We start from the raw sequence: 14,343 nt of genomic DNA, 5'->3' as shown, positions 1-14,343 counted from the left end.
AGCAACTACACCACGCTCACATTCAGCGCATGGCTGGCCACACCATGACACCCGCATGCCAGCCGATGCCCTTTTAGCACCAAAGGCTTGCCGTTCAGGCGTCGGCTTGGGTGCCCTTCGATAAAGGCGAAAACCCCTTGATGTAGCGGGCAACTGGCCCTGTCACCCAACACCGCTGGCGTTTTACCGTTGACGGTGTGGGTGCCAGCCAGCTGGCATGACAGCACGCTGCCGCCGCTGCTGGTGGGGTCACCCAGGCAGATGGGATGGCTCATGCCTTCGGTCGTCCGATACTTGGGAGGCCATACTTGAAGGGGTCGGCGCCGCGGTTCTGCTGGTTCTTCGTTTTGCGTGCCTCATCCGGCGGGCTGATCATCTGCACGGTAAGGCTGCCGTCGCTGCCGGCATACACCACGGCACTGGCACCACCATCGAGGTAGCTGGCGATGGTGGCCAGGTTGATTTCCACCAGCGCGCTGCTGACGCCGGTATTGCCCAGGCGCCGACCGATGTCATAGCCCTCGCCGACATTGCCCACGTCCAGGCCTTGGCCATCGGTATTGAGGCTGTGCAGGGCGTTGGTCAGGGCGATTTCCGCTTCAGTGTTGTCGGTAGTGTCGTAGAACACGCGCGCCGGTTTTTGCCCTGCAGGTAGGGTATCGAGGGCCTTGAGCCAACCCGCTTGCAAGGCCTTGGCCTGCAACGCGGGTTTGAGGCGCTTGCCGTGTTCGTCCTGCATCGAGACCTTGATCGGCCGGTGCATGTAGCCCAGCACCGGCGCTGCGTCGAACTCCTTCAGTTGGTGTTCGGCCCAACGCACGGGCAGCCAGGGGGACGGTTCGAAGTGGCCTGGGCCGCGGTTATCGATGGTTTTCCACAAGTTAGGTAGTTGCGCTTGCCAGTAGGCGGTGGACATGGTGCCGGGTGGTAATAGCACTTTATTGCCTTTGGCATGCTCGGCGGCTACATACCAATCTCCAAAGGCTTTGCTCCGGTCCCAATAAAACGCCCACAACTTGCCAAAGTCAGTTTTTTTGTCCTGATTGTCCTCGGCGTCACGGGTGACGAAGGGACGAATGTAGCGGTCCACTCGGTCCGAACGTGTGACCAACAGGCCCGTCATGCTTTCGTAGATCGTCGGAACCACGTGGCCATTTTGCAACCCCGGCGTGCCGGGTTTGCGATAGCCGTTTCGCGTCACGTCACCGTCCTCACTTGCGATCAAGGCTTGTGGCACTTTCGGGTTATCGTCAAAAAACGTGAACAGTCGCTCGATCATGCCTTGAGCATGCGTCGTGCTTTCATTGTCTTGCCACAAAAACTGGGTAACGCCCAAGGTCGCGGCGTTACGGCCTGAGTTGATCAGGCCTGCTGCACTGTCGGCGCTGTCGTAGGGGGCGGGCGGTCCCAGCGCAAACACCGGGATTGGCCAATACGCCACTGCCTCACCTGCTGAGTTTTTGAATGCGATACGGACTTTAATGTCTCTGGAGCTTCGCCTTGTGTCTAATGATGGGTCGTAGTCTTTCGCGTCCTGCGAATAAATCGATGCGAAATTGTCGTTCTTTTTTTTGATAAACTGCCAGATTTTGGACTGGCCATCTGTGTAAATTCCAAGTCCGACACCTCGAATTTCTAGGGCGTAGGTGCGCACTTGGGTGGCGTGTATTTCGGCGTTTCTGAGCTCCATCTGGTTGCGATAATTGGCAAACTCTGCCTTCTCACTTGCCAGGGCATTGCCCCACCAATGAATGCCGAAGATCATCAGTAGCGGGCTGACAATAGCGGCAATGCCCCAAGCTAGGACGGGTTTCATGTCCCTAAGTATCATGTTAGTTTCCTGTGCTTTGAGTTGGACAATCCAGATGAAGCTGATCCAGAGCACAAGGAGTACCCCGGCGATCCACAGATAAGGTTTAAGGTTGGGCCGCGTCTGAGGGGAGGGCGGATTGTCCTTCATCGGCCAACTCCTTGTTCGGGTGCTGTGACTACCAGGGACGGTGGCATAAGTGATACCAGACCAGAAGGTGGGAATACGCCTTCTCCATAATACTGAGAACTGGCAGTCACTAATGCTTGTGCCTCCCCACTCAGTCTTGCCCACCCCGGCAATTTAGTGACTTCCATAAATGTCGCTTTATCCAACTTCCAATCCGCAATCGCAACCAACACCTCCCGCATATCCGGGTCATCAAGGCTGTGCGCCTGGCCAATAGCAATGTCCATCGCAGTCACCCAGCGCTGGTTCTCCGGGCTGCGCAAAACCGCCGAGTGGTAACTGTTAGGGTCCCTTTCTTTCGGATCTTCGCGCATCCGGTCCTGGATTTCATTAGGCGTTTCTTCACGGTAAATGGCGTACTCTTTCACCTCCGAGCCTTGATGCACGGCAGCTTGGCTTATGGCTGAAGTTTGATCACCGGGCTCTTTGCCAGCGTTCCACCGGGCCAGTTCTTCATCCGAGTTCACGCGATGACGGCTGGTACGCACCTTGAACCATTTGAAGCGGGCTTTCGGATTGCCCAGTGCGGAGCGGATACTCACATCATCGGGGCTGTCCATGCCTGCCTCTGTGGGTGTGCCTTCCTTTGCCTCGCCGCCAAACAGCTGTGGAGCATAGGGTGGGGTTAAAGGTTCGGCATTGATCAGCACTTCCTCACCTTTTGCTATTGGCGCTTGAGAGGCCACGGCGCCGGGTGACCAGCCGCCAGGGTAGCGGGGTTCTCCCTTCGCACGCAGCATCGTCTGTTGTATGGCGTCGCCGACCAGTACCGGCTTACCGTCGCGATGACGCTTGGTCCACAGGCGCTGGTAAAACCGCACGGACTGCAACGCCGCCATCGCCGGTTTGCCGTCCGGCAAGGCATTGGGTACCCCATACGTACCGATGCCATGAACGTCATCCAGGGCGACTGTGGTGTCGTCCGGGCAGAAGTACAGGTAAACCTTGCCGCGATTATCACGCTCGGGAAAAACGGTGAAGTTACCGACCTTGTCCTTGCGCGAGCCCTGTATGGGTGACCACCTGGGGCCCGTGCGACCGCCGTAGGTCTTGTTGTCCCTAAGTGCGGACAGCGGCGGCTGGGTGTGGGGCGCCTGGGTGACCGCGGTGGCGATGTTGATCCCTTCTACGGTGCTGCCGTCTTCGAGCTTGATCTGGTAGGCGTGATCAACGGCCATCCGCACGCTGTCTTCAGCGTGCCCCGGGTAATGGAAGGCCAAGCGTTGCCCCGCCGGGTCGCGGGTGAATGTCGGCACCTGGGCGCTGTCGGTCTTGGGGCCGACCCAGTCATGCTCGCTGGCATGGACGATCACCTTGCCCTGGCTGCCGATTTCGACACCGCCACCGATCTTGATGTAGCTGCCATCATCGGCCACCAAACGAATGGTGGGGGCGGTGACGACCACTTCGCCTTCGGCGGCCGACAGGTGCAGGTTCTTCTGCGCGTTGGCGGTGATGTCGTCTTCCTGAGCCTGGATCAGCACTTTGCCGCGATTGGCGATGGCACTGAGGCCTTCATCCTGGGCGAAGGCGGTGATGCCCTTGCCGGCCTGCAGGCGCATGGTGGCGCCGCTGGTCAACTGCAGGTGGTCCTGGGCGGTGGTGTCGTGGTTCGCGCCGGCATAGTGGAGTTGCGAGCGCGGTGTGGCACTGGCAATACCTGCCGCAGCCGCGACGGCCATGACGGGTTCGCCAGGGCTGTCGCTGTCGGGTGCTGGCCACTGTTTCAGGGCCTGGCTCAGGGCGTCGATGCCTTCGCTGTCCACCGCAGCCCCGCCGCGAGCGGCGGCCGTTTGCCCGAGGCTTTTGAACAGCTCACCACACTCGGCCAGCAGTTTGAGCAGCTCTTCGCGGTCCAGCTGCGAACCGGTGGCGTCCTGGCGGGCATTGGTAGTCAGTAGCATGCCTTGAGCGGCGCGCAGGGCAATCGCGGCGTCGGTGCGCAATTCGGCACCGTTGCCACGGGCCTTGGCCTGGCCGTCGGTGCGTGGCTCGGTGAGCTTGCCCAGATTGAGCGCCGTGGCGTGGTGGGTGGTAGCGACGCGGGCACGCAAGGCGCCCGGTGTGTCATCGAACAACAGCTCGTTGAACCCCCGGCCCTTGTGCTCCTGGGTCTGGATGCCGGACAGCGCATAGTTGCCTGGCAGGCCTGAGGCTTTGCTGAAACGCGGCGGGGTGTGGTCGGCGTTGTACAGCACCGAGGTGACCACGGGGCGGTCAATATCGCCCGCCAGGAAGGTGACCAGTACCTCCTGGCCGATACGTGGCAAGAACTGGTGACCGAAGCCACTCCCCGCGCTGGGCATCGCCACCCGCACCCAGGTGGTGCCCTGCGGCAGGCTGTCGCCGCGCTGCCAATGGAACCTGACCTGGATGCGTGCCAGCTCGTACCGCGCCCCGTTCATGGTCGAAGTGCTGGGTCAGCTCGAAGCTGTAGCCCGGCCGCATGGCCCGGCAGTTGCTGCTGCCGGTAAAGGTCTTGGCCTTGGCTTCGATGATCTCCAGATGGCGACGGACCAGTGCCTCGCCCTCGTTGTGCAGGCCATGGCTATAGGCACCGAAAAAATCGTAGACCTCGTAGGGTGGGGCGTCACCCTGTTCATTGAGGCTGACCATGCCGATGGATAACGGATTTCTTGGCTGCTTGTAATCGAAAGTCTGGATGGCCATCTTGCCCGGTTGCAAGACCCGGTGGCTGCGCCATTGGGTGATCGAGTCACTGGTCTCGGTGACAAAGGCGCTGTGGTAGCGGATCTGCGGTTGCTCGGGCAGCGCCTCCAGGCCCTGGGAACGATCCGTGATGATCAGGCTGTGCCCGTCCTTGCTGTGATCGAAGTAGAAGAACAGGCCGTCCTGTTCCAGCAAGCGCAACACGAAATTCAGGTCGGTTTCGCGGTACTGGGTGATGTAGCTGTGGGACTTGAGAGGCCCGAGCAGGCGAAACTCGAATTGGCGCAACCCGCCGTAATGCTCGAACACCGTGCGGATGACCGTTTCAATGGTCTGCTCTTGAAAGATCCGCGAATCGACGCGTCGCGACAGCATCCACAGCCAGGGGCTCAAGGTCGCGCTATACCGCGCCAGGCCTCCGTCGCTGCCCAGCAGGTTGAATTGGGTGATGAGACCATGGATATGGCGCACCCCACCGTCAGCCAGTTCGATCTCCAGATGGGCGGGTTGGCCAATCAATGACTTGAGCTCGAGCCTGGCATCCTGGCTGATCAGCGACAGGTCGAAGCTGAACAGCGTGGACAACCCTTCATTGCCGCTGAAGTGCTCCAGCAACAACGCCTGGTCATCCTGGATGGGGGTGGTGAGTTTGATCAGTCGGCGGTTCTGTGGTGCAAAGATGTTCGTCAATTCCATCGACGTTGTATTCCCTGGTAGAACAAGCTGCGCAACGTATCACAGGTTGCGACAGAACCCGACGCACCAGGGGCGGGTAATAGTTTGTCAAGACGTGACGGTCATTCCATTGTCAGGTTTTTTCACCTATTGTCGTGCCTCCGTCCCTGACCGATCCGTCAATCGCCATGCACAAAGTCATCGTCATCACGGGTGCCAGCCGTGGCATCGGTGCCGCCACCGCCTTGCAGGCCGCCCGTGAGGGTTACCGCATCTGCATCAACTACCACGCCGACGACCAGGCCGCCGAAAGTATCCTCGCCCAGGTCCGCGCCCTCGGTGCCGAAGCCATCACCGTGCGTGCCGACGCCAGCGTCGAAGACGAAGTGATCCAGCTGTTCCACCGCGTCGACCAGGAGCTCGGCCCGGTGACCGCGCTGGTCAACAATGCCGGCACCATCGGCCAGCAAAGCCGAGTCGAGGACATGTCCGAGTTCCGCCTGCTCAAGGTCATGAAGACCAACGTCGTCGGCCCCATGCTGTGCGCCAAGCACGCGCTGCTGCGCATGGCCCGTCGCCACGGCGGGCAGGGTGGCGCGATCGTCAATGTGTCCTCGGTCGCCGCACGCCTGGGCTCACCCAACGAGTACGTCGACTACGCCGCCTCCAAAGGCGCACTGGATACCTTCACCATCGGCCTGGCCAAGGAAGTGGCGGGCGAGGGCGTGAGGGTCAACGGTGTGCGGCCGGGTTACATCCACACCGGTTTCCATGCCCTGTCCGGTGACCCCGACCGCGTGAGCAAGCTCGAACCCGGCCTGCCCATGGGCCGCGGAGGGCGTGCCGAGGAAGTGGCCGAGGCGATTCTCTGGCTGCTGTCGGACAAGGCCTCGTATTCCACCGGCAGCTTCATCGAACTGGGCGGCGGGCGCTGAGAGTAGCCGCTCAGGGCAGCTCATCTTCCAGCAGCTGACTCACCTGCTCGGCCAGTGTTTGCAGCTCGAAAGGCTTGGTCAGCACACGGGTACCTTGCAACAGCTGGCCATCACTGAGTGCGGCACTCTCGTCGTAGCCAGTAATGAAGAGCACTTTGAGCTGCGGAAACAGTTGCCGGCAACGTTCCGCCACTTGGCGGCCATTGGGGCCGTCGGGCAGGCCGATATCGCTCAGCAGCAGGTCAGGCTGCTCGCACTGCTGCATGTAGGCCAGTGCGGCCGGGCCATTCTCGAAGGCCTCGACCTGGTAGCCCAGCTCTTCCAGCACTTCGCCGATCACCAGGCGCAGTGCTGCCTGGTCTTCCACCAATACGATGCGTTGTCCGCCCTGGTGGCTGCTTGCCAGACCGTTGTGCGCGGCCGGCCGAACCGGTGCTGCAGGTGGCTCGTGATGGCGTGGCAGGTAGAGTTCGACCCGTGTCCCCTGTCCGGGCGTGGAAAGCAAGCGTAGCTGGCCGCCCGACTGGCGCACGAAACCATAGGTCATCGACAACCCCAGGCCAGTGCCCTGGCCCGTGGGTTTGGTGGAGAAGAACGGGTCGATTGCGCGCGCCGCCACCGAGGCATTCATGCCGCTGCCGGTATCGGCCACGCTGAGCCGCACATAGTCGCCGGCAGCCAGCTCGAGCGGGCGCGCCTGCTCGCTGTCGAGGGTGAGGTTATCGCCCTCGATATCGATCGTGCCGCCGCCTGGCATGGCGTCGCGTGCGTTGATGCACAGGTTGAGCAGGGCGCTTTCCAACTGTGGCGGGTCGATGAAAGTCGGCCACAGCCGTGCGATGAAGCGGCTGCGCAAGGCAATCGACGGGCCAATGGTGCGGCGTGCCAGGTCCTCCATGTCGTTGATCAGCGCCGCGACCTCGGTCGAGCGCGGTTGCAAGGTCTGCTGGCGCGAGAAGGCCAGCAACCGATGCACCAGCGCTGAAGCCCGTTGCGCCGAGTCGTTCGAAATCGTGAGCAAAGGTTCAAGTTCTGCATAGCGCTGTTGGCCCAGGCGCTTTTGCATCAGCTCCTGCGCATTGATGATGCCGCCCAGCAGGTTGTTGAAGTCATGCGCGATACCGCCACTGAGCTGGCCCACGGCTTCCATCTTCTGCGCCTGGCGCAGCGCCTGCTCGGCCTTGGCCAGGCGCTGCTGTTCCTGAACCCGTTCGGTAATTTCATAGGCGAACAGGTAAGCGCCTTGCACGCTGCCGTCATGGTCGCGCAAGGCGTTGAAATGCAGCTCATAGTGGCGGGGGCCGAACGCGCCGATCTCGGTGAACTGTTCACCTGCCAAAGCCCGGTGCCACATGGGCATGATCAGCGTATCGTCAGTCAGCTGGCTTTGGCCCACCACAGCCGGCAGGTATTCACCGACTTCAGGCGTATGGCCGTACAAGGTATGGAAGTCATGCCTGGCCTGGCGGTTGACTGCCAGCCAGCGCAGATTGGTATCGATGACATGCACGTTGACAACGCTATGGTCGACCAGCTCGGCAAACAGTCGGCGCTCGGCCAGCGCCGCACTGACCCGCTGTTCAAGCTCTGCGTTCAGCTGCTGCAAGGCTTGCTCGGCCTTGCGCCGCTGGGTGACGTCCTGGAACAGCACCGCGACCTGGCGGCGCTCTGCCGGCTCGATGCGGAAAGTGGTCACCGACAGCACATGGCCGGTGGCGACCAGTTCCTGTTCGAACTGCAGCGGCTTGCCCGTGCGCAATACCGCACCGTAGCGGGCGACCCAGCCGTCAGCCTCGTCAGGTACCATCTCGCGCAGTTTCTGACCGACCACGTTGGGGATGCCGGCATGCTTGGCGTAGGCGGCGTTGGCCAGTACATGGACATAGTCGCTGAGCGGGCCATGGGGGCCGTCGAAGAACTCGATGATGCAGAAGCCTTCGTCCATGGTGTCGAACAGGAATCGATAGATGTTCTGGTCCTGATCTTCGTGTTGCTGCAGCTGGGTTTGCAGCTGCGCGTTATGCTGGCGCAGGGTTTCGATTTCCTGACGCAGGGCGAGCAGGTCGCGGTGGGGCATGGCGACGTCCGGCAGAGATGAATGGTCGGACTTTACCTGTCCGCAACGCCTGCGCATAGCCGGCTACAGCGGCTTGCGCCGATTTTCCAGTAGCTGTGCGACTTGCTGGTTGAGGGCTGTCAGTTCGAACGGTTTGTACAGGACGGCGCAGTGCCTGCCAGGGCTGACATTGACCCGGTTGCTGGCATAGGCGGTGATGTACAGCACCGCGACGGTACCGGACAGCTTCTGGCAGGCTGCTGCTACCTGATAGCCATCGATGCCGCCCGGCAGGCCGATGTCGGTGATCAGCAGGTCAGGGCGCAAGCCTGTCTGCAGGGCTTGCAGCGCGCTGCGACCATCGCTGAAGGCATGCACAGGGTGCCCTTGGTCCTCGAGCAGCTCGCTGATCAGCAGCCGCAGGGTGTCGTGGTCTTCCACCAGCATGACCACCTGTGGCGTTGAGCGGGGCTGTTTGCCTGGCGTCCGAGGCTGCTCGCAGGCATACCCGGTTGCGTCGCATGAGGCCCGTGGCAAGTAGAGGTGCACGCTGGCTCCTTGCCCCGGTTCGCTGGTGATGCGCAGTTGGCCGCCGGACTGGCGCACGAAGCCATGCACGATCGACAGCCCAAGGCCTGAACCCTGGCCCAGTGGTTTGGTGGTGAAGAAGGGCTCGCATGCCCTTTGCAGCACTTCGGCAGGCATGCCTACGCCGTTGTCGCAGACACTGACCTGCAGGTAGGCGCCGCCAGGCAGGTCCAGTGCACGGGCCTGCAGCCCATCGAGCTGAGTGTTTTCACTGGCGATGCGCAGCGTGCCGCCCAGCGGCATGGCGTCGCGCGCATTGATGCACAGGTTGAGCAGGGCGTTTTCCAGCTGGTTCGGGTCGATCTGCACCAGCCACTGGCCGCTGCGGGTCTGGTCCATGAAGCTGATGCGCGCATCGAGCGAGCTGTCGATCAGCTCGCGCATGCCAGCCACCAGTTGCTGCACGTCCACGGCCTGCGGCACCAGGGTCTGCTGGCGCGAGAAGGCCAGCAGGCGCTGCACCAGCGCGGCGGCACGCTGGGCGTTGTGCCGGGCGATGCCGAGCAGCCGCGTGGTGTCCTGGTAGCGCTGTTCGGCCTGGCGCAGTTCGGCCATCTCCAGGGCACCCAGGATGCCGCCGAGCAGGTTGTTGAAATCGTGGGCGATGCCCCCGGTCAACTGGCCGACTGCTTCCATTTTCTGCGATTGGCGCAGGGCGTCTTCGGTCTTGCGCATGCGCTCCTGCTCGGCGACGCGCTCGCTGATGTCGTAGGCGAACAGGTAGCCGCCCAGGATCTGCTGCTGAGCGTCGCGCAAGGTGTCGTAGCTGATCTCATAGTGACGCTGGGCGTCGGCCGGGCCGAGGGCAATGGTGTCGGTGAACGCCTCGCCGGCCAGCACCCGTGGCCACACCGGTTTCAGCCAATTTGCGATGTCAGGCTGGTTGGCAACAAACTGCGGAATGTAGTCGCCCACCTGCGGCACGAAACCGCGCAGGCGTTTGAAGGTTTCCTGCGCGGTGCGGTTGATCGCCAGCAGCCGGAAGTTGCGATCGGCTGCGAACACGTTGGCCCGGCTGTGGTCGACCAGTTCGCCCAGCAGTTTGCTGTTGGCCTGGGCCTGGTCGATGCGTTGGGCCAGTTCCTGCAGCTGTTGCGGGGAGGGCGTAGGGGAGGGCAGGTCATCAGGCGGCATGGAGCGATCCCGCGAGTAGGTTGCTCAACTATAGCCGTACTTGTTCAGGCCTTCCTTCAGAACGAGCGAATGATGCGCCCGAGGGTTTCCATGGCACGCTCGGCGGCCTCGTTCCACGGTGAGCCGTAGTTCAGGCGAATGCAGTTGCCAAAGCGTCGGGTCGGCGAAAAGATCGGCCCCGGCGCGATGCTGATACCCTGGGCCAGGGCCATGTGGAACAGCTTCAGGGCGTCCATCTGTTCAGGCAGTTCCAGCCACAGGAAATAGCCGCCGGAGGGCTGGCTGACGCGGGTCTGCGCCGGGAAATAGCGGGCGATGGCTGCCAGCATGTTGGCCTGCTGGCCCTCCAGGGCGTAACGCAGCTTGCGCAGGTGGCGGTCGTAGCCGCCATGCTGCAGGTAGTCGGCGATGGCCGCCTGGGCGGGCATCGAGGCGCACAGCGAGGTCATCAGTTTCAGCCGTTCGATCTTCTGCGCGAAGCGCCCGGCGGCCACCCAGCCGATGCGGTAGCCCGGCGCCAGGCTTTTGGCGAACGAGCCGCAGTGCATCACCAGGCCCTCGGTGTCGAAGGCCTTGGCCGGCTTGGGGGCCTGCTGCGCGTAATACAGCTCGGCGTAGACATCGTCCTCGATCAGCGGCACCTGGTGGCGGCGCAGCAACTCGACCAAGGCCTGTTTCCTGGCTTCGGGCATGCTCGCGCCCACCGGGTTCTGGAAGTTGGTCATGCACCACACGGCCTTGACCGGGTGCTTGTCCAGGGTCTGGGCCAGCACGGTCAGGTCCATGCCCTCGCGCGGGTGCACCGGGATCTCTACGGCCTTGAGCTTCAGCCGCTCCAACACCTGCAGGCAGGCATAGAAGGCCGGGGCCTCGATGGCCACCAGGTCGCCGGGCTCGGTGACGGCCTGCAGGCACAGGTTCAAGGCTTCCAGCGCACCATTGGTGATCAGCAGCTCTTCCATCGGCAGCATCAGCCCACCGACCATGTAGCGCAGGGCGATCTGCCGGCGCAGTTGCGGGTTGCCAGGCGACAGGTCGGTGACCACCATGCGCGGGTCCATGGCCCGGCTGGCACTGGCCAGCGAGCGTGACAGGCGCTGCAGCGGGAACAGTTCAGGGCTGGGGAAGGCCGAACCGAACGGCACGGTGCCCGGGTCCTTGATCGAGTCGAGGATGGAGAACACCAGGCCGCTGACGTCCACCTCGGTCGATTCGCTCAGCGGTTCCAGCGCTTGCGGCTCGCTGAACTGGCGCGGGGCGTGGGCATTGACGAAATAGCCCGAGCGCGGCCTTGCGCGGATCAGCCCGCGGCGTTCGAGCAGGTAGTAGGCCTGGAACACCGTGGACGGGCTGACGCCGTGGGTCTGGCTGGCATAGCGCACCGAAGGCACGCGCTGGCCTGGGCCGAGTACCCCGGAGCGGATCAGTTCGGCAATGTCGTCGGCGAAGCGTTCGTAGCGTTTCATGGGGGCTCGGCAGGCAAGGTGAACAATCAGTGTAAGGGATCAGCGGTTCAGGGGTGCCACGAAGCGGCTGCGGGCAACGCTGCGCACGGCGGGCTGGTCGCTGTCGCGGATTTCGAAGGCCAGTTCCTGCGAGCTGCTGGCCGGGCGTTCGGCCAGCAGCGCCACCGACACCGGCAGCTCGCTCATTTCGCCGGCCGGGATGCTGAACGCAGTGCTGCCGTGCAGTTCGAAGCCGTCGGCATCGAGCAGGCGCAAGTGGTAACGCTGGGGCTGCGTGGTCTTGTTGATGACCTTGAGCAGGTAGATGTTCTCGATCTGGCCCAGGGCGTTCTCACGGAACAGGCCACGGTCCTTGATCACGTCCAGCGACACCATCGGGCGCAGCTGCAGAGCCACCACCAGGGCGGCGATCATCAGCACCAGGGCAGCGGCGTAGCCCAGCAGGCGCGGGCGCAGCCAATGGGTGGCGCCGCCTTGCAGGCTGTGCTCGGATTTGTAGCCGATCAGGCCACGGCGGTAGCCCATCGTGTCCATGACGTTGTCACAGGCATCGATACACGCAGCGCAACCGATGCAAGCCATCTGCAGGCCGTCGCGGATATCGATGCCGGTGGGACAGACTTGCACGCACAAGGTGCAGTCGATGCAGTCACCCAGCCCCTGGGCGCGGGCATCACTGCCTTTCTTGCGCGGGCCGCGGGATTCGCCGCGGTGGGGGTCGTAAGCCACGGCCAGGGTGTGCTTGTCGAACATCACGCTCTGAAAGCGCGCATACGGGCACATGTGCAGACACACCGCTTCGCGCAGCAAGCCGGCATTGATGTAGGTGGCGGCGGTGAAGAACAGCACCCAGAACAGTGCCACGCCGCCCAGTTGCAGGGTGAACAGTTCATGGGCCAGTGGGCGGATGGGCGTGAAGTAGCCGACGAAGGTCAGCCCGGTGAGCAGACCGATGGTCAGCCAAAGGCCATGCTTGAGCGCGCGCCGGGCCAGCTTGTTCAGGCTCCAGGGCGCGGCGGCAAGCCTGATGCGCTGGTTGCGCTCGCCTTCGGTGACCTTTTCGCACCACATGAACAACCAGGTCCAGGTGCTTTGCGGGCAGCTGTAGCCGCACCAGACCCGGCCGGCGTAGACGGTGATGGCAAACAGGCCGAAGGCGCAGATGATCAGCAGCGCCGAGAGCAGGATGAAATCCTGCGGCCAGAAGGTCGCGCCGAAGATGTGAAACTTGCTTTCGGCCAAGTCCCACAGCACCGCCTGGCGGCCGTTCCAGTCGAGCCAGGCGGTGCCGAAGAACAGTACGAACAGCGCGCCCGCGAAGGCAATGCGCAGCGAGCGGTACAGGCCGCTGAAGCTGCGGGTGTGGATGCCGTTGGCGGCAATCTGGGTGGCATGGATACGGTCGGTCATGGCGTCGGTGCTCGGCTGGCCTCGATCAGGCACGAGCACTATGGCCCCCGAACTGTTTTCAGCACAGGCTCAGGTCAGACGATAAAAACCGTATCAGATTACCGCCTATGGTGTTTGGAGCCTCAGATCACCGAGCCTGGCGTGCTGGCTTTCAGGTGTCTGCGGCTATCCACCGCACCTGCCACGGTCAGTGCATCGGCTTCGGCTTCGGTGATCGGGAAGCGCTCGCCGGCGAGGATGGCCACGGACATGTGCAGCTGTTCGTCGGTAACGATCTCGATCTCGGGGCCTTTACCCTCGATGCGCAGTTTTTCGCCGATCAGGGTGCAGCGTTGGGTGCTTTCTTCAACTTCGATGGGCATGGTGGCGTCCTCCAGGGGGGCGGTTACAGGTTGTGACAGCGGGCCGTGGAAGGTTGCTGCATCGGGAGGGCGGGTGGGCACTTTGCGGGGTGTGCAATGGTCAACTTTCTTAGGCGCCTGTGCCGGCCTCTTCGCGGGTAAACCCGCTCCCACAGGTGTTGCGCGAGTCTTACGGGCAGTGCAGTACCTGTGGGAGCGGGTTCACCCGCGAAAGGGCCGGCACAGATAACAACCAAGCAGCCCGGTATCTGACCCATGGATTTCATCTGGCAAACCATTCAGGCTGAATTCGCCGACATCACCGATGAGCGCGAGGTCGTACGAATACTCGTGCGCCTGCTGATGGCCGCCGTGCTCGGCGCGGTGCTGGGTTTCGAGCGCGAACACAAGGGCAAGTCCGCCGGGGTGCGCACGCATATGCTGGTATCGCTGGGCGCGGCCCTGTTCGTGCTGGCGCCGAGCATGGCCGGTGCCGATGAGCAGGCCCTGAGCCGGGTAATCCAGGGCATCGTCGCCGGTATCGGTTTTCTCGGCGCGGGCACCATTCTCAAGGGTAACGGCCAGGACACCAGCCACGTCAAAGGCCTGACCACCGCTGCGGGGCTGTGGATGACGGCTGCAATCGGTACCGCTGCGGGCATGGGCCGAGAGGCCACGGCGCTGATCAGCACGGTGCTGGCACTGTTGGTGCTGGGCACGATGCCGCTGCTGGTGGAGAAGGTCGAGGGGCAGGACGAGGACAAGCAGGAAGAGGAGGGGGGCAGGAAGCACTGAGGGGAGCCGTAGCTCCCCTCAAAGGCGTTGTTGCCTGCTCTTTTCTTATTATTGAGACCGGCCTTTTGTTGTTTTTGTAGGCTGGCCTTGATGTCACGAGCGACCCCCATCCGGGGTCAAGGGCAAACGTATTTTTTTGAGCGCTGACCTGCTTTCATCCTGTGGATCCGAGCCTGACTGCCGCTACCTTCAGGTAGTTTTATTGTTCTGTGTCAGTCCGCGGGGCGAACCCCTGAAAAGCCTGTCGACTCCAAAAAAATCTGCTTGCTGCGCC

9 protein-coding genes and 1 pseudogene are annotated in these 14,343 nt (G+C 62.7%); 2 read left to right on the top strand and 8 right to left on the bottom strand.

Annotated elements, in window-relative coordinates; translation table 11 throughout:
- Positions 1-5 precede the first annotated feature (5 nt).
- From ACIPW4_RS04925 to tssI, 3 genes and pseudogenes are all read right to left on the bottom strand, one after another.
- A complete protein-coding gene (locus ACIPW4_RS04925; RefSeq protein ID WP_400655338.1) occupies positions 6-275 on the bottom strand; it encodes a PAAR domain-containing protein in 270 nt (89 codons plus the stop codon).
- The gene (locus tag ACIPW4_RS04920; RefSeq protein WP_400655335.1) at positions 272-1,960 is read right to left on the bottom strand and encodes a DUF2875 family protein; all 1,689 of its coding nucleotides are present in this window, start codon (positions 1,958-1,960) and stop codon (positions 272-274) included. Before ACIPW4_RS04920 ends, ACIPW4_RS04925 begins: the two co-directional genes overlap by 4 nt.
- Positions 1,957-5,365: pseudogene (gene tssI / locus ACIPW4_RS04915) on the bottom strand (type VI secretion system tip protein TssI/VgrG). Before tssI ends, ACIPW4_RS04920 begins: the two are co-directional and overlap by 4 nt.
- A gap of 167 nt (positions 5,366-5,532) precedes the next feature.
- Here tssI and ACIPW4_RS04910 point away from each other — a divergent pair.
- Positions 5,533-6,279, top strand: a complete 747-nt coding sequence (locus ACIPW4_RS04910) for an SDR family oxidoreductase (protein ID WP_400655333.1) — start codon at positions 5,533-5,535, stop codon at positions 6,277-6,279.
- A gap of 10 nt (positions 6,280-6,289) precedes the next feature.
- Here ACIPW4_RS04910 and ACIPW4_RS04905 read toward each other — a convergent pair whose 3' ends face one another.
- From ACIPW4_RS04905 to ACIPW4_RS04885, 5 genes are all read right to left on the bottom strand, one after another.
- Positions 6,290-8,356 (bottom strand): PAS domain-containing protein, encoded by a 2,067-nt coding sequence (locus ACIPW4_RS04905; protein ID WP_400655332.1) that lies wholly within the window; start codon positions 8,354-8,356, stop codon positions 6,290-6,292.
- 63 nt (positions 8,357-8,419) lie between these two features.
- Positions 8,420-10,057 carry an ATP-binding protein gene (locus ACIPW4_RS04900; RefSeq protein WP_400655330.1) on the bottom strand — a complete coding sequence of 546 codons (1,638 nt, stop codon included), beginning with the start codon at positions 10,055-10,057 and terminating at the stop codon, positions 8,420-8,422.
- Between the two features lie 56 nt (positions 10,058-10,113).
- The gene (gene mapR, locus ACIPW4_RS04895; RefSeq protein WP_400655327.1) at positions 10,114-11,523 is read right to left on the bottom strand and encodes a GntR family transcriptional regulator MpaR; all 1,410 of its coding nucleotides are present in this window, start codon (positions 11,521-11,523) and stop codon (positions 10,114-10,116) included.
- A 39-nt stretch (positions 11,524-11,562) separates the two neighbouring features.
- On the bottom strand, positions 11,563-12,933 hold the full coding sequence (ccoG, locus tag ACIPW4_RS04890) for a cytochrome c oxidase accessory protein CcoG (protein ID WP_400655325.1): 1,371 nt from the start codon (positions 12,931-12,933) through the stop codon (positions 11,563-11,565).
- 122 nt (positions 12,934-13,055) lie between these two features.
- Positions 13,056-13,295 carry a DUF3203 family protein gene (locus ACIPW4_RS04885; RefSeq protein ID WP_400655323.1) on the bottom strand — a complete coding sequence of 80 codons (240 nt, stop codon included), beginning with the start codon at positions 13,293-13,295 and terminating at the stop codon, positions 13,056-13,058.
- A 255-nt stretch (positions 13,296-13,550) separates the two neighbouring features.
- On the opposite strand from ACIPW4_RS04885, the gene ACIPW4_RS04880 reads away from it, so the two are divergent.
- Positions 13,551-14,069, top strand: a complete 519-nt coding sequence (locus ACIPW4_RS04880; protein WP_400655321.1) for an MgtC/SapB family protein — start codon at positions 13,551-13,553, stop codon at positions 14,067-14,069.
- Positions 14,070-14,343: the final 274 nt, after the last annotated feature.

It is taken from the genome of Pseudomonas sp. NPDC089996 (assembly GCF_044748405.1).
Classification (GTDB): Bacteria; Pseudomonadota; Gammaproteobacteria; order Pseudomonadales; family Pseudomonadaceae; genus Aquipseudomonas.
Note: the sequence above shows the minus strand (reverse complement) of the source record. Positions and strands in the feature narration are given on the sequence as shown.